Source organism: Actinomyces oricola (assembly GCF_004104015.1).
Classification (GTDB): domain Bacteria; phylum Actinomycetota; class Actinomycetes; order Actinomycetales; family Actinomycetaceae; genus Actinomyces; species Actinomyces oricola.
Genome location: NZ_RYFV01000001.1, coordinates 140,896 through 162,810 on the forward strand (window position 1 = coordinate 140,896; position 21,915 = coordinate 162,810).

Here is a 21,915-nt window from a genome sequence, read left to right on the forward strand (position 1 = left end):
CGAGGGCGGGCGTCAACTAGCATGGGGCCATGCGCAGAGCGAAGATCGTATGCACCCTGGGCCCCGCCACTGATTCTCCCGAACAGGTGCAGGCGCTCGTAGACGCCGGCATGAACGTGGCCAGGATCAACCGCTCCCACGGACGTGCAGAGGACCAGGAGGAGGTCATCGCCCGCGTACGCGAGGCGGCCGAGGCCTCCGGGCGCGCCATCGCCATCCTCGTGGACCTCCAGGGACCCAAGATCCGCCTGGGGAAGTTCGTCAACGACCAGAAGGTCATGCTCCACAAGGGCGACGAGTTCACCATCACCACCGACGACGTTCTGGGCACCGTCAAGCGCTGCTCAACTACTTTCAAGGGCCTGCCCGGGGACTGCCGCCCCGGTGATCGCCTTCTCATTGACGACGGCAATGTCGCCGTGCGCGTGGTGGCCGTCACTGACACCGACGTGGTCACCAAGGTTGAAGTGGCCGGTTACGTGTCCAACCACAAGGGGCTCAACCTGCCCGGCGTGGCGGTCTCCGTGCCCGCCCTGAGCGAGAAGGACCGTGAGGATCTGCGTTGGGCCATTAAGATCGGCGCCGACCTCATCGCCCTGTCCTTTGTGCGCAATGCCGACGACATTAACGATGTCCACCAGATCATGGACGAGGCCGGTGTGCGCATCCCGGTCATTGCTAAGATCGAGAAGCCGCAGGCAGTCGATAATCTCTTCGACATTGTCTCCGCCTTCGACGGCATTATGGTGGCCCGCGGCGACCTGGGCGTGGAGATGCCGCTGGAGTCGGTGCCACTGGCCCAAAAGCGCGCCATTGAGCTCGCCCGCCGTCAGGCCAAGCCCGTCATTGTGGCCACTCAGGTGCTGGAGTCCATGATCCAGAACCCGCGCCCCACGCGTGCCGAGGCCTCCGACTGCGCCAATGCCATCCTCGACGGCGCCGACGCCGTCATGCTCTCCGGCGAGACCTCCGTGGGCGCCTACCCGATTGAGGCCGTCCGCACCATGGCCCGCATTATTGAGAACGTGGAGGAGAACGGCGGCGAGCGCATTGCCGAGCTGGGCTCCTACCCGCAGACCCGCGCCGGCGCACTGACCCGCGCCGCCGCCGAGATGGGCGAGCAGCTCGACGCCGCCTACCTGGTGACCTTCACCCAGTCCGGTGACACCGCCCGCCGCCTGTCCCGTTTGCGCACCACCATCCCCTTGCTGGCTTTCACTCCTCTGCACTCCACTCGCGCCCAACTGGCCGTGTCCTGGGGGGTGTCCACCTACGAGGTGCCCGAGGTCAAGCACACCGATGAAATGGTCGCCCAAGTCGATGAGCTTCTGCGGGCCAAGCACCTGGCCAATGAGGGGGACACAGTGGTGATTGTGGCGGGGCTACCGCCCGGCACGCCGGGCTCAACCAACTCCCTGCGCATTCACACCGTCGGCGAGAAGGCCATTTTCGAGCACTGAGACCGGTGACGCCGGTGGGCCCCGCTCTTTATGAGCGGGGCCCACCGGCGTTGTGACGCGGAAACGGGGCGTCCAGACACGAAGACAGGGGCGCCCAGGGGCCTGCGGGCCGCCGCATAGCCGTTGTGTAGCCGCCGCATAGCTGTATATGGCCGTATATACGGGCATATACAGCTATGCGGGCCCGCGGGGCGCTGGTGCCTCCGGTGGGACTCGAACCCACACTGGTCCGATTTTGAGTCGGATGCCTCTGCCAATTGGGCTACGGAGGCGCGCCGCCGTGTGGATCGGCGGCGTCACGCTAATGAGCATACTAGGATCGGTGCGTGAGTAACGAGTCCACCGCACCAAGTCCCCGTAGGGTCCTCGTCGCAGAGGACGAGACCCTCATCCGTCTCGACATCGTCGAGACCCTGGTAGACGCAGGATACAGGGTCGTCGCCGAGGCCGCCAATGGTGAGGAGGCCGTCCGCCTGGCCGCGGAGCACGAGCCCGACCTGTGCGTTATGGATATTAAGATGCCGGTCATGGACGGCATTACTGCCGCCGAGCGGATCATTGACCAACACGATTGTGCTGTGGTCATGCTCACCGCTTTCTCCCAGACCGACCTGGTCGAGCGGGCCGGGGCGGCCGGAGCCATGGCCTACGTGGTCAAGCCCTTCACTCCCGCCGATCTCATCCCCGCACTTGAGATCGCCATGTCCCGGCACGAGGAGATCCAGTCCTTAGAGGCCGAGATCAGTGACCTCACCGAGCGCTTTGAAACTCGCAAGCGCGTGGACCGGGCCAAGGGCCTGCTCATGGAGAAGATGGGCCTATCGGAGCCGGACGCTTTCCGCTGGCTCCAAAAGACCTCCATGAACCGCCGCCTGACCATGCGGGAGGTCGCCGACGCCGTCATTGAGCAGGTCGGCGATTCCCCCAAGCGATCCTGAGCCCACGCTTCCGCCCCTGTCCGCCCACCCCAATGGCGGCGTGCCCGTGACCGGGGCAGGATCTCAGGTGAACAGACTCCGCAGGGTGCCGCGCCCCACCAGCCGTCCGTCCTCGTCGCTGATCGAGACCTCGTAGACCGCGGTGCGGCCGCCGCGATGCACAGGAACCGCGACTGCCGTAACCCAGCCGCGATACACAGGGCGCAGGTGGCTGACCTGCAACTCCGCACCCACCGGCACCAGGCCCTCAGGGGCCGCCTGCCGTGAGGCCACCGAGGCGGCCGTCTCCACCAGGGCCGCGGTGGCCCCGCCGTGAAGAGTCCCGGCCACCTGGAGAGCACCCTCCACCGGCATGCGCACCACGGTGCGCTCCGCCCCCCGCTCGAGAACCTCCATGCCCAAAGTCGCCATGAGCGTGCCGGCCTCGGCGCTCTCCAACCCCAGGCGCATAGCGCTGGCCGCCGACACCGCCGAGCCGGCCGGCCGCGGATCGGGGTAGGGGCGCACCCCCGGTGGGGGGAAGGCGACTGCCATCTCCGCTGAACGGCCGGTGCGCCGCCCACCGTCGGCCCCCGGGGCGGCGACGGAGTCGGGGGAGGAGGGGCGGGCAGCATCGGGCTTCTGATTACTCATACCCGTAGGCTGGCACGGTGAGCACCACGACGACCAGCCCGCCGAGCGCGTCACATAACACGCTCCTCCTCATTGACGGCCACTCCATGGCCTTCCGCGCCTACTATGCGCTGCCCGTGGACTCCTTCGCCACCTCCACCGGCCAGCCCACCAATGCCGTCCACGGTTTCACCTCCATGTTCCTGTCACTGCTGGAGCAGGAGACCCCCACCCATGTGGCGGTCGCCTTCGACCTGGCCGGCGGAACCTTCCGCACACAGGAGTACCCCGAGTACAAGGCCACCCGCGATGAGACCCCGCAGCCCTTCGTCGGGCAGGTCGAGCTCATAGAGGAGGTCCTGGCCGCCATGGGGATACCCGCCATTACCGCCCCCGGCTATGAGGCCGATGACATCCTGGCCACCCTGGCCGCCGCCGGCCAGCGTGAGCACATGGAGGTGCTCTTGTGCTCCGGGGACCGCGACACCTTCCAGACCGTGACCGAGCACTGCACCGTGCTCTACCCCGTCAAAGGCGTATCCACCATGCGCCGCATGACGCCGGCGGAGGTGGAGGAGCGCTACGGCGTGCCCCCGCAGCGCTACCCTCACCTGGCTGCTCTCGTGGGGGAGACCAGCGACAACCTTCCCGGCGTACCCGGGGTCGGGCCCAAGACCGCCGCGAAGTGGATTAAGCAGTACGACGGCCTGGACAGCATTATTGCCCGCGCTGATGAGATCAAGGGCAAGGTCGGCCAATCCTTGCGCGACCACCTCGACAACGTCCTGCGCAACCGCCGCCTCAACCGGTTGGTCACCGACCTGGATCTGGGCCTCGACCCGGACGTCGACCTGCGATTGCGCGGCGCCGACCGCGCCGCTCTCGCCCGCGTCATGGAGTCCCTGGAGTTCCGCACCCTCCATGCCCGGGCCCTGCGCACCCTGCCCTTCACCGACACCGCCGACCAGGCGCCCCCCGCCGACGGCTCCGAGGACGACCTGGCCTCCCGCCTGGCTCACCTGCCCACCACCGTGCCCGGAACGGACCTGGCCCCCGGCGCCCTGGGGCAGTGGTTGGCCGAGCACCTGACTGGTGACACCCCACTGGGGCTGTCGGTCACCGGCACCATGCGCCCCGGTGAGGGGGACGCCGTGCTCGTGGCGCTCTCCGACGGCGTCACCGCCGCGGCCATTGACCTGGCCCTCATCTCACCGGAGGACGAGGCGACCCTGGCGGCGCTGCTCTCCGACCCCGCCCGCACCAAGGTCGTCGCCGACGCCAAAGGCGCGTGGCACGCCCTGCGCGCCCGGGGACTCGCCCTTGACGGCGTGAGCGCCGACCCCTCCCTGGCCGGCTACCTGTGCCGCCCCGAGCAGCGCAGCTACGACGTCGACTCCTTGGCCCAGCGCTGGCTCGGAATTGAAATGGGATCCGTTAGCGCCAATGCCCCGGCCGAGGACGCCCAGAGCGCCTTCGATTTGGAGGCCCTGACCCAGCAGGCCCCGCCGACCGCCGCCCTGGAGGCTGCGCGCCGCGCCGCCGTGCTCCTGCCCCTCCAGGCCGAACTCGACACCCAGATGGGCCGCCGGGGTGTGCGCGAGCTCTTCACCGCCCTGGAAATGCCCGTGGCGGCGTGCCTGGCGGCGATGGAGGACGCCGGCATCGCCGTGGACGACAAGGTCCTCGCCCAACGGCAGGTCGAGCTCGACGCGCGCGTCACGGCGGCGGCGGCCCGCGCCTATGAGGCCGCCGGCCACGAGCTCAACCTCTCCAGCCCCAAACAGCTCCAAGCAGTGCTGTTCGACGAGCTCGGCATGCCCAAGACGCGTCGCACCAAGACCGGATACACCACTGACGCCGGGGCGCTGGCCAACCTCTTCGCCCGCACCGGCCACCCCTTCCTGGAGAACCTTCTGGAGCACCGCGACGCCATTAAGCTGCGACAGACCGTTGAGGGGCTGCGCAAGGCGATCCTGCCCGACGGGCGCATCCACACCACCTTCCAGCAGACGGTCGCCGCCACCGGCCGCCTGTCCTCCACCGACCCCAACCTGCAGAACATTCCCGCCCGCACTATTGAGGGTATGCGCATCCGGGAGGCCTTCACCGTGGGCGAGGGCTACGAGTGCCTCATGACGGCCGACTACTCCCAAATCGAAATGCGCATTATGGCGCACCTATCCGGTGACGAGGCCCTTATTGAGGCCTTCCGCAGCGGAGAAGACCTGCACCGCTACGTCGCCGCCCTCGTCCACGATATTGACGTCGAGGCCGTCACCGCCGAGCAGCGCAGCCACGTCAAGGCCATGAGCTACGGCCTGGCCTATGGACTGTCCACCTTCGGGCTGGCCCGCCAGCTCGGCATTGAGAACGGCGAGGCCGCCTCCCTGCGCGACCGCTACTTCGCCCGCTTCGGGCGGGTGCGCGACTACCTGGAGTCCGTGGTCGAGGAGGCCCGCCGCGACGGCTACACCCAGACCATGTTCGGCCGCCGCCGCTACCTACCGGATCTGGCGAGCACCAACCGCCAGCGCCGCGAGATGGCGGAGCGCGCCGCCCTCAACGCCCCCATCCAGGGCAGCGCCGCAGACATTGTCAAAAAGGCCATGATCGACGTCGAGCAGGCCCTGGGGGAGGCGGGGTTGACCAGCCGCCTCCTGCTGCAAATCCATGACGAGCTCCTGGTCGAGGTCGCCCCCGGTCAGGCCGACGCCGTTGAAGAGCTCCTGCATGAGCGCATGGGGGCGGCGGCGGAGCTGTCGGTGCCTTTAGACGTGTCGGTGGGGCGGGGTGCGAACTGGCGGGAGGCCGCCCATTGAGGCGCCCGGCACCGCAGGCCGACTGGCGTCCTGCCGGGCGGGGCGGACGTTGACGTGAGACATCCCACTGCCGTCGATGGCTGACATTGATGGCGGTGAACAGTCACAGACTGGACTACCCCTGGTAGAGTCCGATGTGTGCGCCCCTGGGCGCCTGCGGCTGTCCCTGTCCTTGGCGGGACTCTCGGGCACCCGACTGCGCCGCGGAACCAGTCCGGGCTGGCTCCCGGTTCGGGGGGATGCATGGTAACTATCGTCCCGACCCCCTTTCCGTATTCGGAGCAACCACTCAATGACCACCACCACGCCCACCCCCGCCCCGGTCGCCGTCAACGACATCGGTTCGACCGAGGAGATCCTCGCCGCCGTCGACGAGACCATCAAGTACTTCGACGACGGTGACATCGTCGAGGGCACTGTTGTCAAGGTCGACCGTGATGAGGTCCTCCTGGACATCGGCTACAAGACCGAGGGCGTTATCCTCGCTCGCGAGCTGTCCATTAAGCATGACGTCGACCCCGATGAGATCGTCTCGGTCGGCGATGAGATCGAGGCCCTGGTTCTCCAGAAGGAGGACAAGGAGGGCCGTTTGCTGCTGAGCAAGAAGCGTGCCCAGTACGAGCGCGCCTGGGGCACCATCGAGCGCGTTAAGGAAGAGGACGGCGTCGTCACCGGCACCGTCATTGAGGTCGTCAAGGGTGGTCTCATCCTCGACATCGGCCTGCGCGGGTTCCTCCCCGCCTCCCTGGTCGAAATGCGCCGTGTGCGCGACCTCCAGCCCTATGTGGGCCGCGAGCTCGAGGCCAAGATCATCGAGCTGGACAAGAACCGCAATAACGTGGTTCTCTCCCGCCGGGCCTGGTTGGAGCAGACCCAGTCCGAGGTCCGCACCAACTTCCTCCAGACCCTCCAGAAGGGCCAGGTACGTCCCGGTGTGGTCTCCTCCATTGTCAACTTCGGCGCCTTCGTGGACCTGGGCGGCGTGGACGGCCTGGTGCATGTCTCCGAGCTGTCCTGGAAGCACATCGACCACCCCTCCGAGGTCGTCGAAGTGGGCCAGGAAGTCACCGTTGAGGTCTTGGATGTTGACTTCGACCGTGAACGCGTCTCCTTGTCGCTGAAGGCCACCCAGGAGGACCCGTGGCAGGCCTTCGCCCGCACCCACGCCATTGGTCAGGTGGTGCCCGGTAAGGTCACCAAGCTCGTCCCCTTCGGCGCCTTCGTCCGCGTTGAGGACGGCATTGAGGGCCTGGTACACATCTCCGAGCTGGCTCAGCGTCATGTTGAGGTGCCTGAGCAGGTCGCCAAGGTCGGTGACGAGGTCTTCGTCAAGGTTATTGACATTGATTTGGAGCGCCGCCGTATCTCCTTGTCCCTCAAGCAGGCCAATGAGGGCGTGGATCCCGCTTCGGAGGACTTCGATCCCTCCCTGTACGGCATGGCCGCCGAGTACGACGAGAACGGCAACTACAAGTACCCCGAGGGCTTCGACCCGGAGACCAACGAGTGGCTTGAAGGCTACGACGCCCAGCGCGAGGCCTGGGAGGCCGAGTACGCGGCGGCTCACGCCCGCTGGGAGGCCCACAAGGCCCAGGTGGCCAGGGCCATGGAGAATGACACTGAGCCCGACACCGCCCCAGCCGGCTCCACCTCCTACTCCTCGGCCCCTTCGGAGGCCTCGGGCACCCTCGCCTCTGACGAGGCGCTGGCAGCGCTGCGCGAGAAGCTGACCGGCAACTGACGGGCCACTGAGCCCACGGTTGTGGGGCCCCACCCGTTCGGGTGGGGCCCCACAACCGCTGTTGCCCAGATCCGACTGCGGGCCGGAACAGCAGCGGCCTCTCCCAGGTCCGGGCGCCTGAGGGCCGCTAGCATCATCCGTGGTGGACTGCGCTCCCCATCGCACCCGCTAAGTGCCTGTGCCAGGCTGACTCGCGGGTGCCGGAGCGCCTGGATCTGAGTTGATAGGGAGGACCGATGACGAGCTGGGCCGAGGTGTCCACGCTGCTGACGGATATGGGTGACCCCCGCAGCCCGGCGCGCACGGGAAACCTGTACACCGCGTTGGTGGACCAGCCGCCCCAGGAGGACCTGCCCGGCGACATGACGGCCAGCATTATCCACAGCCTCACCCAGATCGACCGGCCCTGGCTGGCGACTCTGGGGGAGGACCCCGACCGCAGCCGAGCCGACATTGATCGTGCTGTGGCGGCCTGCGAAAAGCTCCGTACTGACAACGGGCACTCCGCCCTGCCGCTGCGCTACGCCCGCGTCGAGTTATGCCCTACCCTCGGGCAGCGGGCCGACGCCATAGAGCAGCTGCGTGTGGCACGCCTGTTCTCCTTCGGGGAGGTCGATGCCAGCGCCACCTTGGCGGCCGCCAAAATGCACGACGACTTCTCCGGTGTCATCCGCACCACGACGGCAGTAGTCACCCGCCCCGACGCCGACCCCGCAGGCACCGCCCGCAACCTGGCCGCCAGCCTCCTGCCCTACCTGGCCCAGAACCGCAAGGTCGAGGCCGAGGACGCCATGATGTCCCTCGGTCTGATAGAAATCCCCGATTTCATGCGCATCCGGGTCCTGGGCGACCAGATGGAGTACCTGGGTCTGTCCGGGCAGTGGGAGCGGGCCTTCGCCATTCTGCGCCACACCGACCTGACCGACGCCTCATCCTCCAGCGCCTGGTCGCTAATGAATGGTGCCGCGGGGACCGCCGTCGTTCTCAGAGAGTCGGTGCGGGCCGGGTACGGCGCCAACGCCCTGGGGTCGACCATCTCCTGGACCACGCCCTGGGGGCCGGCCCTGCAAGTCACTGGTTGGGACACTGTCGCCCACGCCTATGACGCCGTCACCGCCTTCGCCCGCACCCTGGCCGTCCGTTTCGACCGGCGCAACGACAACAATGGCGTGTCCCTGCGCATTGAGACCCGCATGGCCTCCGAGATCGCGAGCCTGGCCACCCGCTCCTACGGCACTGTCACCGGAGGCGCCGCAATCCCCTCCGCTCGCCTGCTGAACCGGGGGGCCCTGCTGGAGGAGGTCAATGACCTGTTGGTCCTGGCACGCGGCTACGGCCTGGACTCGGTGCGGGAGCGGGCCATCTCCACTGCCGAGACGGTCAGCCAGTCGCTGGCCGAGCTCACCGACGACTCCCAGCTCGAGATAATCGTGGACCTGCGCATCGCCTTCTCCCGATTGCTCACGGCCCTGGGCGCCCACGAGCGCGCCGAAGCCGAGGCCCTGGACACCACCGAGTTGTGCCTGTCCCAGGGGTGGTTGGAGTTGGGCTGCGCCTCTATGGTCATTGCCGCCCAGAGCGCCGCCAGCCGGGGCGACCATGCCGGCGCCACTGTCCACTGGCAGCGCATCCATGAGCTCCTCACCGACTGGGGAACCATCCGCATGGGGGAGCGCCTGGGGGCTGTCATTAATGCCATCGGCGACCCCTGCGGCTCGGTGCGGCTCCTGACCGACCTGGCCGAGATCACCGCCGAGGGCGTTGAAACAACACCCGCCCGCGCCTCCGCTGCGCGGGAGGTGTGCAGGCGGGCGCGCGCCGAGCTCGAGCGGTGCCGGTCGGTTCCCGACGATGTCTCCCAACGACTTGCCGCTGTTGAGCAAACTATTGCCCCCTACGGACGAGGTCGATCCGGCCGGCGCCGCGCCGGCGGCGAAAGGACGGCGGCAACGCCTGACAGGGCGAGCCGGCCGGAGAAGCGCGAGTGAGAGAACCGCTTCACGTGCGGGGCGGTGACCCCGCCCTCGCGCACGCCGTGCAGGTGCATGCGGGTGGCCGGCGAGCGCCCGCGCCGCTAGCCTCACCGCATGATGCAGACGCAGGACGCCCTCGGCTCTCAGGGCCCCGCCCCGACGGCCTCAAAGGCGGTCAATGCGCCAGTGCGGGTCCATGTCACCGGTTTCGAGCCTGTTGACGCCGCCGCGCCCAACGCTTCGCTGGACGTCGTGCGGCTTCTGCCCGAGAGCATTGAGTTGGCGGGGGGGCGGGCCATGGTGACCCGAGAGCTCCTGCCAACGGCCTTCGCGGGAGCGGCGGCGGCCAGCCGCAGCGCCATTGAGTACCTGCGCCCCGACGTCGTCGTGCATGTCGGCCTCCGGGCGGGGGGAGGGGCGGTGACGTTGGAGACCACCGCCCACAATGAGGCGACGGCGCACCACCCCGACACCACCGGGTTTCAGCCCAACGGTGAGGCGCTCGTCCCCGGCGGCCCGCCCCAGCGCCGGGTCGCATGGCCGGTAGCGGCGCTAGTGGGCCGGCTCGGCGCAGCGGGCCTGCCGGTGGCCCGTTCGGACGACGCCGGAAGGCACATCTGCAATGCCGCGCTCTATGCGGCGCTCGACGCCGCCGCGGGCGTGCCGGAGGCGAACCGGCCCGTCGTCGGCCTCGTGCGCGTGCCGGCCAGTGGGTCCGTGTCCCAGTCGGAGGCGGTGCGGGTGCTGCGCGCGCTCGTGATCGAACTCGCCGACCTGGTTCGCCGTCGTCGCGCCGCGGCCGCGGGCATTGGCAGGCTTCGGGTACCACGCGGTGACCGAGCACTGCGCGTCGGACTCACCGGCGGCATTGGCTCGGGCAAGTCGACGGTGGCGCACCTGCTCGCGGTGCGCGGGGCGCACGTCGTGGATGCGGACGTTATCGCCCGTGAGGTGGTCGAGCCCGGCCAACCCGGGCTCACCGAGATCGTCGCCGTGTTCGGGACCGCGATCCTGGCCGCCGACGGCGCCCTGGACCGCAGGGCGCTGGCCGAACGCGTCTTCCATGACCCGGCGGCTCGCAGCGTCCTGGAGGCAATACTGCTGCCGCGTATCGCCCAGACGGCGGCCTGGCGCATGGAGGCGGCGAGGGCGGGGGGTGTGGCCGTCTACGATGTTCCTCTCCTCGTCGAGGGGGGGATGGAGGATCTTTTCGATTGCGTCCTGGTGGTTGAAGCGCCCCGCGCCATGAGGCTGGCGCGGCTGCGGGAACGGGGCCTGTCGCGGAATGAGGCGGAGGGCCGTATGGCCGGCCAGGCCAGTGACCAGGAGCGCCGTCGAGCAGCCGATATTCTGCTCCCCAACAATGGCAGCCGGCAGGACCTCGCCGGCCGGGTCGACTGGCTGTGGGAGCACCGGCTCGCCGCCGGCCCGACATGAGTCAAGGCCACGCCATGGTGGCCGCTGCGCTACAGGTCGCTGCCTCCCCATTCAACTGCGGTGAAGCCGGTACGGGCGGGTGCGGGGGTCAGGACCTGCTCGGGCACAGGAGCGGCCGGGGCGTCAGAGACAAGGATGTAGACGCGGATGAAGGTGGTCGGGGTGATCTCCTCACCGGCGGAGGCGAAGCGGTAGCGAGCAGTATTGGTGTACTGGTCGCCTAGGAAGGTCACCAGGGCCTCGCCCCGCTCGGCGATCCGCGGCCCCCAGAAGGTGATGCACTCGGCGGCCTCGCGGTCGTTGAGACCCAGAACGGCGAGCTTGTCCTCCAGGAAACCGGTGGCGTCGCCGGCCTTAACAACAAAGCCGGTGTCCTGCGCAAAGGCGGTGCTGCTCTCACCCTCCCAGAACAGTGAGGGGTAGTGGCGGCCACTGGCGTCGGTCAAGTCCCCATCTGGATGGGCCGTCACCGCCCATGACACGGTGCCGTCGGGCATCTGCTCGGGCTGCGGATAGGTGTAGGTGAGCCGGCCGTCATAGTCGAGTTCCACGGTGACATCGGTCATCGTCTCGGGATACAGGTACAGCACCGGCTTGTACGACTTCTCCGGTTCTCTTCTCGTGCCGCAGGCGGAGGCGGCCAGGAGAACCGTGGCCTGTCCGATCAGGGCGAGTGCACCGCGCCTGCTTGTCATATGGGTTGGAATCTTCCCCAGGGTTGGCATGGGTGGGAATCCTCTCGGTCGACGCCATTGAGGAGAGACGGTTGAACGGTAGCCTCCACATTCATCCGCAACTATGGGAAGTGCTACCCGGGCTCACGACGGGTCGGCGGCGAACCGGTACTCTCACAGCCGGCCGGCCCAATGCGGGCTCAAGAATACAAGAGTATGGGCTCACGTATGAGGACGGCAATGCGAACCGGGGGCAGGGGCACCGATATCGTGGATATCGGGGATATTGTGGATATCGTGGCCGCATGAGCGATGGAGCGTTCCACACTCTGCCCCTCGACAAGTGGCAGTGGCATCCCTCACCGGTGGCCGGACAGGTCGTCTACGCGGTCACCACCGACCGGGACGGCTCGGCGAGCCTGGCGCCCAAGAGCTGGGTATCCATGGCGGCGTTCACCGGACCAGTCATCGGCTTCGGCTGTCAACAGCACCATCGCACCTGCCGGAACGCGACGGAGACCGGCCGCTTCACGCTCTGCTTCCCCACCGTCGAGCAGGCGCGCGCGGCGCAGGCGGTAGCGTCGGCCCCTCACGCCGCCAGGCTCACTGTGTCCGGCTTGACGCTGAGTACACCCCTCGACGGCGCCGCGCCGCATCTGCTGGAGTGCCCGGCGTACTGCGAGTGCTCCCTCATCCGCACAGTCGGCTTCGACGGGGGAGAGGTGTTCCTCTTCGGGCGGATCGAGTTGATGGCGGTCCACGAAGAAATCTGCGGAATGCCCGCCGCCGAGGCCTACGCCCGGTTGGCCCCCGCCTTCTTCCTCGAGCCGGGCGCCATGGCGGGACTGGGGGAGGTGCTGCGCCCCGATGCCCGATGACGTCGCCGTGGCCGCGTAGCCTGGGGTCATGCGTCCTGTTACCGAGCTCCAGCGTGCAGCCAAGCCCTTCGAGGTCGTCAGCCCTTACCGGCCCAGCGGCGATCAGCCCACCGCCATTGCCGAGCTCACCAAGCGGCTGAGCGCCGGGGAGAAGGACATTGTCCTCTTGGGGGCGACCGGGACCGGCAAGTCCGCCACCGCCGCCTGGCTGGTCGAGCAGGTGCAGCGCCCCACCCTCATCCTGGAGCCGAACAAGACGCTGGCCGCGCAGATGGCCGCAGAGTTTCGCGAGCTGCTGCCGGGCAACGCGGTGGAGTACTTCGTCTCCTACTACGACTACTACCAGCCCGAGGCCTATGTCCCCCAGACGGACACCTTTATTGAGAAGGATTCCTCCATCAATGATGAGGTCGAGCGCCTGCGCCACAGCGCCACCAACTCGCTGCTGACTCGCCGAGACGTGGTGGTGGTCTCCTCGGTGTCCTGCATCTACGGCCTGGGCACGCCCCAGGAGTACGTGGACCGCATGACCCCTTTGCAGGTGGGCCAGCGCATTGACCGCGACGACCTCCTGCGCCGGTTCGTGTCCATGCAGTACACCCGCAATGACATCGACTTCACCCGCGGCACTTTTCGCGTGCGCGGCGACACCGTCGAGATCATCCCCATGTACGAGGAGCTCGCCATCCGCATTGAGTTCTTCGGGGACGAGATCGAGGCCCTGTCCACCCTTCACCCGGTGACCGGGGAGGCCATTGACGCCGCCGACCAGGTGTTCGTCTTCCCCGCCTCCCACTATGTGGCCGGCCCCGAGCGCATGGAGCGCGCCATAAACGGCATTGAGGACGAGTTGGCCGCGCGCCTGGCCGAGCTTGAGCGCGCCGGCAAGCTCCTGGAGGCGCAACGCCTGCGCATGCGCACCACCTACGACCTGGAGATGATGCGCCAAATCGGCTCGTGCTCTGGCATTGAGAACTACTCCCTGCACATTGACGGCCGCTCTCCGGGCACGCCCCCCAACACGCTCCTGGACTATTTCCCCGAGGACTTCCTCCTGGTCATTGACGAGTCCCATGTGACGGTCCCGCAGATCGGCGCCATGCACGAGGGGGACGCCTCGCGCAAGCGGACCCTGGTCGATCACGGTTTCCGCCTGCCCTCCGCCTTGGACAACCGGCCCCTGACATTCACCGAGTTCGAGGACCGCATTGGGCAGACCATCTACCTGTCCGCCACGCCCGGGGACTACGAGATGGGCCTGTCCGACGGCGTCGTCGAGCAGATCATCCGCCCCACCGGCCTGGTCGACCCCAAGGTGGTGGTCAAGCCCACCCGGGGGCAGATCGACGACCTTCTGGAGGAGGTGCGCACCCGCGTGGAGGCCGATGAGCGCATCTTGGTGACCACCTTGACCAAGCGCATGGCCGAGGACCTGACCACCTATTTGGCGGACCGGGGGGTGCGCGTGGAGTACCTGCACTCCGATGTGGACACTCTGCGCCGCGTCGAGCTCCTGCGCGAGCTGCGCCTGGGCCAGTTCGATGTGCTCGTGGGCATTAACCTGCTGCGCGAGGGCCTGGACCTGCCCGAGGTGTCCCTGGTGTCCATCCTGGACGCGGACAAGGAGGGGTTCCTGCGCTCCACCCGCTCCCTGATCCAGACCATTGGCCGCGCCGCCCGCAATGTGTCGGGCGAGGTTCACATGTATGCGGACACGGTCACCGCCGCCATGGCTGAGGCCATTGAAGAGACTGAGCGGCGGCGCACCAAGCAGATCGCCTACAACGAAGCCAATGGCATCGACCCGCAGCCGCTGCGCAAGAAGATCGCCGATGTCACCGACATGCTCGCCCGTGAGGACGTCGACACCGCCGAGCTGCTGGCCGGCGGCTACCGCGGACACGAGGAGAGGCGTGTGCGCGCCGGCCGCAAGAAGGCGGCCGAGGCGACCGTGCGCGAGAGGCTTGCCGGCGCGGCCCAGGGGGACTTGGTCGAGCTCATCTCCGAACTCACCGAGCAAATGCATGCCGCCGCCGAGGACCTCCACTTCGAGCTCGCCGCCCGCCTGCGCGACGAGATCCAGGATCTGAAGAAGGAACTGCGCGCCATGCGCGCCGCCGGCTGAGCGCATTCGGCACCCGCCGCGGGCCGGCGAGGGACAGGGGGCGCACAGTCCATCCGCGCACGTGACCCGGAGCCGCCCGGCCATGAGCCAGGGGGGGGCGAAGGCAACGGGCCGGCGACTCCGCCGGCCCGCAGCGCACCCCACCATGAGCCGGGGGACGGGAGCCGTCTCGGACCCGCCGTTGCCGATGCCACAGCCGCCGGCGGGCCCGACCCATCGTCGCCACAGGGTCGGGACGTTAAACTCATAATCGTCTAACGGAGGGGAGTACTCCCACCAACGGCGACGTCGTCATCACGGCGGACCGACTGGCCCGCAGGCCCGCGGCCCCCCGGCGTCGCAGGCCATCACGCCACGGCGACCAGCTCGACGGGGATGGCGGGAAGAGACCTCCGGTACTCGATCCGTACCGGAGGAGCACACGTGGAGGTCCACGCTCTCGGCTGGCTGGCCCTGGCCGCCATTATCCTGACAATGATTACCGTCGACATCGTCGGCCATGTCAGGACCCCTCACGAGCCCAGTGTGAAAGAGGCAGCCGGGTGGTCGGTGGCCTACATCGCCATGGCGGTGGTCTTCGGCGGCATTGTCTGGGCCGTCTGGGGGCACGTGTACGGTGCAGAATACTTTGGCGGCTACATCACTGAGAAGGCCTTAAGCGTCGACAATCTCTTCGTCTTCGTCATTATGATCTCGGCCTTCCGGGTGCCCCGGAAGTATCAGCAGGAGGTTTTGCTGGCGGGCATTGTCATCGCCCTGGTGCTGCGCCTGGTGTTCATCCTCGTCGGCGCGGTCTTCATCCAGAACTTCTCCTGGATCTTCTACATCTTCGGCGCCTGGCTACTGTGGACCGCCATCTCCCAGGCCCGTGAGGGGGTCGAGGAGCCCGAGGAGCACTCCCCGGAGGAGTACAAACCCACCGGTTTCGTCAAGCTGGTGGCCAGAGTGGTCCCCATGACCGACGGATTCGTCGGCGGCAAGATCATTCACCGCGCACGTGGGCGCACCATGATCACCCCGCTGCTCCTGGTCATTATCGCCATTGGCACCGCCGACGTCATGTTCGCCGTCGACTCCATTCCGGCGATCTACTCCCTGACCAAGGAGCCCTACCTGGTCTTCGCGGCCAACGCCTTCTCCCTGCTGGGCCTGCGCCAGCTCTACTTCCTCATTGACGGCCTGCTCGACCGCCTCATCTACCTGCACTACGGCCTGGCCGCCATCCTGGGCTTCATTGGTTTTAAGCTCATTAACCACGCCCTGCACGAGAACGAGGTTTTCTTCATTAACGGCGGTGAACACTGGGACGTCATCCCCGAGCCGAGCATCGTCACCTCCCTGGGCTTCATTGTGACGGTCATCCTCATAACGGTGGCCGCCTCCATAATGGGATCCCGCAAGCGGGTCAAGAAGGAGAAGACGGCTGCCCTGGAGGCGGCCCAGGCATGAGTACCGTCCCCGCACACACCCCCGCCCACCCCGGCCTGACCCGCGCCGAAGTAGCTGAGCGCGTGCGCAGGGGGCAGACCAACGCCTACGAGGAGAAGACCTCCCGCTCCGCGACCGAAATCCTGAGGGCCAATGTTCTGACGATTTTCAACGGCATTCTCGGTACCGCCCTGGTGCTCATCCTCGTTCTCGGGCACTGGCCCGACGCCCTTTTCGGCTTCGTGCTGCTGATCAACACCACCACGGGGACCATTGCGGAGATCCGCGCCAAACGCGCCTTGGACCGCCTCGCCGTCCTGGAGGAGCCCTTCGCCCACGTCATCCGCGACGGTGAGGAGACCCGTATCGACATTGCCGAGGTCGTGCTCGACGACGTCGTGCGCCTGCGCAGCGGCGAACAAGTCCCCGCCGACGGGGAGGTGCTGGCCAGCGACGGCTTGGAACTCGACGAGTCCATCCTCACCGGCGAAACCCGCACCGTGCGCCCCGCGAAGGGGGACCGGGTGCTTTCAGGGACCACGGTCACCGCGGGCACGGCCCTCATGCGCGCCACCGCCGTCGGGGGGGACGCCTACGCCCACCGCCTGGCCCGCGAGGCGCGCCAGTACTCGGTGGTCGTCTCCGAGCTCCAGTCCGGCACCAACCGGGTCCTGCGGTGGATCTCCTGGGTCATCGTCCCGGTGGCCCTCCTGCTCGTCTGGTCCCAGATGCGGCTGGCCGGCGGCCCGGCCGAGGCGCTGAGCAACGGGAGCTGGAAAGCAGCGCTGGTGGCCGGCATTGCCGGCGTCGTGGGCATGGTGCCCCAGGGCCTGGTCCTGCTCACCAGCGTCAATTTCGCCACGGCCGCCATGGCCCTGGCGCGCCGGCGGGTGCTGGTCCAGGAGCTGCCGGCCGTGGAGGTCCTGGCCCGCGTCGACACCCTCTGCCTGGACAAGACCGGCACCATTACCACCGGCGGCATCACCTTGCGGGAGCTGCGCTCGGCCAGTGGCGCCGAGCCCGATGAGGAGCTGCGCGCCGCCCTGCGGGCGCTGTGCGCAGGCGCGGACGCCAACGCCACCGCCAAGGCGATCCGTGCCGGCCTGGACACCGGCAGCGGTGCCCCGCCCACGCCGCCGGAGAACGTCATCCCGTTCTCCTCGCGCCGTAAGTGGTCCGGGGCCCGCCTGGGCGCCATCACCTGGGTTATGGGCGCCCCCGAGATTCTTTCGGAGCAGTGCCGGGGCGGTGGCCTCGCCCTGGAGCGCTCCGACCAACTTGCCTCACTGGGGGCCCGGGTCGTTGCGGTGGCCAGCAGCGAGCAGCCGCCCACCACTGATGAGACCGGGGAGCCGGTTCTTCCCCAAGGGCTCACCGCCCGCGGCGTCGTCGTCCTCAGTGAGAGGGTCAGGCCCGATGCGGCCCGGACCCTTGACTATTTCCGCGACCAGGGGGTGGACGTCAAGGTCATTAGTGGGGACAACCCCGTCACCGTCGGCGCCGTGGCCAGGTCGGTGGGGTTGCGTTCACCGGACGGCGGCGAGCCGGTCGCCCTGGACGCGCGGGAACTGCCCACGGAGGTCACTACCGTGGCCGAGCAGGAGGCGCTGGGGGAGGTGCTTGAGGGCGTCCAGGTGTTGGGTCGAGTCACTCCGGAGCAGAAACGCGCCATTGTCAAGGCGCTTCAGCGGCGCGGGCGCACCGTGGCCATGACCGGCGACGGCGTCAATGACGCCCTGGCTCTCAAGGAGGCCGACCTGGGCATCGCCATGGGCAATGGGGCGCCCGCGACTAAGGCCGTGGCCCGGATCGTGCTCCTGACCGGGGAGTTCTCAGCACTGCCGGGGGTGGTGGCCCAGGGTCGGCGCGTCATGGCGAACACCGAGCGCATTGCCTCCCTGTTCCTGGCCAAGACCATCTACGCCTCCCTCATCGCAGTGGTCGTGGCCATGACCGCGATCGCCTACCCCTTCCTGCCGCGCCAGTTGACAATCGTCTCCTCCCTGACCATTGGCGTCCCCGCCTTCATCCTGGCGCTGGCGCCCAGCGCCCAGCGCTACCGGGCCGGTTTCCTGCCGCGGGTTCTCAGTCTCGCCGTGCCCGCGGGCCTGGTGGCGGGGTTCTCCACTCTGGCGGCCCGCACCTGGCTGGCGCTCAGCGGGGCTAGCGCAGCCCAGGTGACCACTGGTGCCACCCTGGTGCTGGTGGTCTCCGGCCTGTGGCTGCTCACGCTCACCTCCCGGCCACTCCTGGGGTGGCGCCTGGGCCTGGTCGGGGTCATGGCCGGTGCGGCCGTACTGGTTGTTCTTCTGCCGCCGGTGCGGGCCTTCTTCTGGCTGGCCTGGCCCGCGCCGAGCACCTGGCTCGTGGTCGCGGTGGTGGCCGGGGCCGCGGTGGCGGGGATCGAGGCGGTGCACCACGGGCGTTCGCGTCTGGTGCCCTCACACCGGCGCCCCTGAGTCAGGTCTCAGGCCAGGCGGCCGATCACCGGGTTCCACTGGCGCACGACGCGCTCGGCAATGAAGCCCGCCTGGTTGAAAGGATCCTCCTCCAGCAGGGCCAGCGCCCCGGCCTCGTCCTCAGCACGCACCACAATCAGCGCGTTGTGCGTACCCACGTAGGGGCCAGCGGCCAGGAGAAGGCCCTTGTCGGCCAGGGCCCCATTGAAAGCGCGGTGGGAGGGGCGAACCTGTGCCATCTCCTCGTCCTTGTCGGTGACGTAGTGGTACTCCACGGCATAGATCATGCTCATGGACCCACCCTATCCGCCGACGGACCGCATCCGGGCCGGGCGGCGCCCCCGGGGGCGCACGGAAGCGGCGGTCTTGCGCGCCGTCGTCTTGGCGCCCAGGGCCCCGGACGGCGCCCGGAAGCAGTCGGCCGGACCCGCCCTGCGGAGAAGCGGGGCGAGTGGTCAATCACTCGCCAACGACAGTCGAACAGGTGTTTGACTGTCCCGCGCCCCCACCTAGACTCGTGCCCCGTGAGCGATTCCCTCATCATTCGCGGCGCCCGGGAGCACAACCTTCAGGGCATTGACCTCGACCTGCCACGCGAGAAGATGATCGTCTTCACCGGACTGTCCGGCTCGGGCAAATCCTCGTTGGCCTTCGACACCATTTTCGCCGAGGGGCAGCGCCGCTATGTGGAGTCCCTGTCCTCCTACGCCCGCCAGTTCCTGGGCCAGATGGACAAGCCCAACGTCGAGCTCATTGAGGGGCTGAGCCCGGCGGTGTCCATTGACCAGAAGTCCACCTCCCACAATCCGCGCTCCACCGTGGGTACCGTCACTGAGGTTTACGACTACCTCCGCCTCCTCTACGCCCGCGCCGGCGTGCAGCACTGTCCCGTGTGCAACGAGGTGATCTCCTCTCAGACCCCTCAGCAGATCGTCGACCAGGTCGGGGCCCTGCCCGAGGGGACCCGTTTCCAGGTGCTCGCCCCCGTGGTCCGGGGCCGCAAGGGCGAGTACTCCGAACTCTTCGAGGAGCTGCGCGGCCGGGGCTTTAACCGGGTGCGCGTTGACGGCGAGGTCTCGCGCCTTGATGCGGTCCCCGCCCTGAGTAAGAAGCTCAAGCATGACATTGAGGTTGTTATTGACCGCCTCGTGGTGCGTGAGGGCATGCGCCAGCGCCTCACTGACTCCGTCGAGACCGCCCTGGGGCTTGCCGACGGGCTGGTCATCATTGAGCAGGTGGACCTGCCCGCCGATGACCCGGCCCGGGAGCGGCGCTACTCGGAGAAGCGCGCCTGCCCCAACGAGCACCCTCTTCAACTCGACGAGATGGAGCCCCGCACCTTCTCCTTCAACGCCCCTTACGGCGCCTGCCCGGTGTGCACGGGGATCGGTACGCGCCTGGAAGTCGACCCCGAGCTGGTGGTCCCCGATGAGGATCTCACCCTCGCCGAGGGCGCCATCGCCCCGTGGTCGGGGCACCAGAAGTACTTCATTCGCCAGCTGGCGGCCCTGGGTGAGGAGCTCGCCTTCGATGTCGACACCCCCTGGCGGACCCTGCCCGAGCGCGCCAAGGAGGCGATTCTGCGCGGGCAGAATTACGAGGTCAAGGTCAGGTACCGCAATCGCTGGGGCAGGGAGCGCATCTACTCCTCAGGTTTCGAGGGCGTCCTGGACTATGTCATGCGCAAGCATTCCGAGACCGACTCGGAGTGGTCGCGCGAGCGGTACGAGGGCTACATGCGCGAGGTGCCCTGCCCCACCTGCCAGGGCACCCGTCTCAAGCCCGAGGTGCTGGCGGTGCGCGTGGGCGGCATGTCCATCGCCGAGCTGTGCGACCTGTCGATTGTGGAGGCCCGTGACGCCCTGCGCGACCTGGGTCTGACCGGCCAGGCCCAGCGGATCGCCGGCTCTGTCCTGGCCGAGATCAATGCCCGCCTCGGGTTCCTGGTGGACGTCGGCCTGGACTACCTGAGCCTGTCGCGCGGGGCGGCGACCCTCTCGGGCGGTGAGGCCCAGCGCATCCGCTTGGCCACGCAGATCGGCTCGGGCCTGGTGGGCGTGCTCTACGTCCTGGACGAACCGAGCATTGGCCTGCACCAGCGCGACAATCAGCGCCTCATTGAGACCCTGGAGCGCCTGCGGGACCTGGGCAACACACTGATCGTCGTGGAGCACGACGAGGACACGATCCGCTCCGCCGACTGGGTGGTGGACATTGGGCCGGGCGCCGGGGAACTGGGGGGGCGGATTGTCCACTCCGGCACCTTCGCGGGCCTGTTGGAAGCCTCCGGCTCGGTCACCGGGGACTACTTGGCGCGACGTCGCCGCATTGAGGTCCCCCCTCAGCGGCGCCCGCGGGGCAAGGGGCGCGAAGTCACCGTCGTCGGCGCCAAAGAGAACAACCTCAAGAACATCACGGTGAGCTTCCCCCTGGGAGTGTTGACCGCGGTCACCGGGGTGTCGGGCTCGGGGAAGTCCTCGCTGGTTAACGCGATCCTGTACCGGGTGCTGGCTAACCGCCTCAACCGCGCCCGGGGTGTGCCGGGCCGCCACCGAACCGTCAAGGGCCTGGAGAACCTGGACAAGGTGGTCCATGTCGATCAGTCGCCGATCGGCCGTACACCGCGCTCCAACCCCGCCACCTACACCGGCGTGTGGGACCACGTGCGCAAGATTTTCGCCTCCGTGCCCGAGTCCAAGGTGCGCGGCTACGCACCGGGGCGCTTCTCCTTCAATGTCAAGGGCGGTCGCTGCGAGGCCTGCAAGGGGGACGGCACGCTCAAGATCGAGATGAACTTCCTGCCCGACGTCTACGTTCCGTGCGAGGTCTGCCACGGTTCACGCTACAACCGGGAAACTCTGGAGATCCGTTACAAGGGCAAGACGGTGGCCGACGTCCTGGAGATGACCATCCACCAGGCCGCAGACTTCTTCGCCGCCACCCCGGTCATCGCCCGTCATCTCAACACCTTGGTGGAGGTGGGGTTGGGCTACGTGCGTCTGGGGCAGTCGGCCACGACGCTCTCCGGCGGTGAGGCGCAGCGAGTCAAACTCGCCACCGAGCTCCAGCGCCGCTCCACGGGCCGCACCATCTACGTCCTGGATGAGCCGACGACGGGCCTGCACTTCGAGGACATCCGCAAGCTCCTGGCCGTGCTTCAAGGGCTGGTGGACAAGGGCAACTCGGTGATCGTCATTGAGCACAACCTCGACGTTATTGCCAACGCCGACTGGGTCATTGACATGGGCCCTGAGGGCGGCAAGGGCGGCGGAACGGTGGTGGCCACCGGCACCCCGGAAGAGATGGCCCGCAACGAGGCCTCCTTCACCGGCCGCTTTCTGGCTCCGCTCCTGGAGCGCCGCTGAGCCCCG

14 protein-coding genes and 1 tRNA gene are annotated in these 21,915 nt (G+C 68.0%); 11 read left to right on the top strand and 4 right to left on the bottom strand.

Annotated features, from left to right (window positions below; translation table 11 throughout):
- Positions 1-29: 29 nt before the first annotated feature.
- Entirely contained in the window at positions 30-1,460 is a 1,431-nt protein-coding gene (gene pyk / locus EUC46_RS00610; RefSeq protein ID WP_128772257.1) for a pyruvate kinase, read from the top strand.
- Between the two features lie 195 nt (positions 1,461-1,655).
- Here the strand turns inward: pyk and EUC46_RS00615 are convergent.
- A tRNA-Leu gene (locus EUC46_RS00615) sits at positions 1,656-1,732 on the bottom strand.
- A gap of 54 nt (positions 1,733-1,786) precedes the next feature.
- Here EUC46_RS00615 and EUC46_RS00620 point away from each other — a divergent pair.
- Complete coding sequence (locus tag EUC46_RS00620) at positions 1,787-2,398, top strand: ANTAR domain-containing response regulator (protein WP_128772258.1); 612 nt, start codon at positions 1,787-1,789, stop codon at positions 2,396-2,398.
- Positions 2,399-2,461: 63 nt separating this feature from the next.
- Here the strand turns inward: EUC46_RS00620 and EUC46_RS00625 are convergent, their stop codons facing one another.
- Entirely contained in the window at positions 2,462-3,031 is a 570-nt protein-coding gene (locus tag EUC46_RS00625) for a PaaI family thioesterase (protein WP_128772259.1), read from the bottom strand.
- A gap of 17 nt (positions 3,032-3,048) precedes the next feature.
- On the opposite strand from EUC46_RS00625, the gene polA reads away from it, so the two are divergent.
- From polA to coaE, 4 genes are all read left to right on the top strand, one after another.
- The gene (gene polA, locus EUC46_RS00630; protein ID WP_128772260.1) at positions 3,049-5,829 is read left to right on the top strand and encodes a DNA polymerase I; all 2,781 of its coding nucleotides are present in this window, start codon (positions 3,049-3,051) and stop codon (positions 5,827-5,829) included.
- A gap of 292 nt (positions 5,830-6,121) precedes the next feature.
- On the top strand, positions 6,122-7,570 hold the full coding sequence (gene rpsA, locus EUC46_RS00635; protein WP_128772261.1) for a 30S ribosomal protein S1: 1,449 nt from the start codon (positions 6,122-6,124) through the stop codon (positions 7,568-7,570).
- A gap of 236 nt (positions 7,571-7,806) precedes the next feature.
- Positions 7,807-9,558, top strand: a complete 1,752-nt coding sequence (locus tag EUC46_RS00640) for a hypothetical protein (protein WP_128772262.1) — start codon at positions 7,807-7,809, stop codon at positions 9,556-9,558.
- 99 nt (positions 9,559-9,657) lie between these two features.
- Positions 9,658-10,980 carry a dephospho-CoA kinase gene (gene coaE / locus EUC46_RS13360; protein ID WP_128772263.1) on the top strand — a complete coding sequence of 441 codons (1,323 nt, stop codon included), beginning with the start codon at positions 9,658-9,660 and terminating at the stop codon, positions 10,978-10,980.
- Between the two features lie 29 nt (positions 10,981-11,009).
- On the opposite strand, the gene EUC46_RS00650 is transcribed toward coaE, so the two are convergent.
- Positions 11,010-11,675, bottom strand: coding sequence for a transcriptional initiation protein Tat (locus EUC46_RS00650; protein WP_241655304.1), 666 nt, complete (start codon positions 11,673-11,675; stop codon positions 11,010-11,012).
- Positions 11,676-11,959: 284 nt separating this feature from the next.
- On the opposite strand from EUC46_RS00650, the gene EUC46_RS00655 reads away from it, so the two are divergent.
- The 4 genes from EUC46_RS00655 (at position 11,960) to EUC46_RS00670 (ending at position 18,544) form a co-directional block, all read left to right on the top strand.
- A complete protein-coding gene (locus tag EUC46_RS00655; RefSeq protein ID WP_128772265.1) occupies positions 11,960-12,532 on the top strand; it encodes a flavin reductase family protein in 573 nt (190 codons plus the stop codon).
- 28 nt (positions 12,533-12,560) lie between these two features.
- Entirely contained in the window at positions 12,561-14,657 is a 2,097-nt protein-coding gene (uvrB, locus tag EUC46_RS00660) for an excinuclease ABC subunit UvrB (protein ID WP_128772266.1), read from the top strand.
- Between the two features lie 423 nt (positions 14,658-15,080).
- Entirely contained in the window at positions 15,081-16,106 is a 1,026-nt protein-coding gene (locus EUC46_RS00665; RefSeq protein WP_128772267.1) for a TerC/Alx family metal homeostasis membrane protein, read from the top strand.
- Positions 16,103-18,544, top strand: a complete 2,442-nt coding sequence (locus tag EUC46_RS00670; RefSeq protein ID WP_128772268.1) for an HAD-IC family P-type ATPase — start codon at positions 16,103-16,105, stop codon at positions 18,542-18,544. Before EUC46_RS00665 ends, EUC46_RS00670 begins: the two co-directional genes overlap by 4 nt.
- A gap of 8 nt (positions 18,545-18,552) precedes the next feature.
- Here EUC46_RS00670 and EUC46_RS00675 read toward each other — a convergent pair whose 3' ends face one another.
- The gene (locus EUC46_RS00675; protein ID WP_128772269.1) at positions 18,553-18,837 is read right to left on the bottom strand and encodes a YciI family protein; all 285 of its coding nucleotides are present in this window, start codon (positions 18,835-18,837) and stop codon (positions 18,553-18,555) included.
- 231 nt (positions 18,838-19,068) lie between these two features.
- On the opposite strand from EUC46_RS00675, the gene uvrA reads away from it, so the two are divergent.
- Positions 19,069-21,909 (top strand): excinuclease ABC subunit UvrA, encoded by a 2,841-nt coding sequence (gene uvrA, locus EUC46_RS00680; protein ID WP_128772270.1) that lies wholly within the window; start codon positions 19,069-19,071, stop codon positions 21,907-21,909.
- The last annotated feature ends 6 nt before the right edge of the window (positions 21,910-21,915 follow it).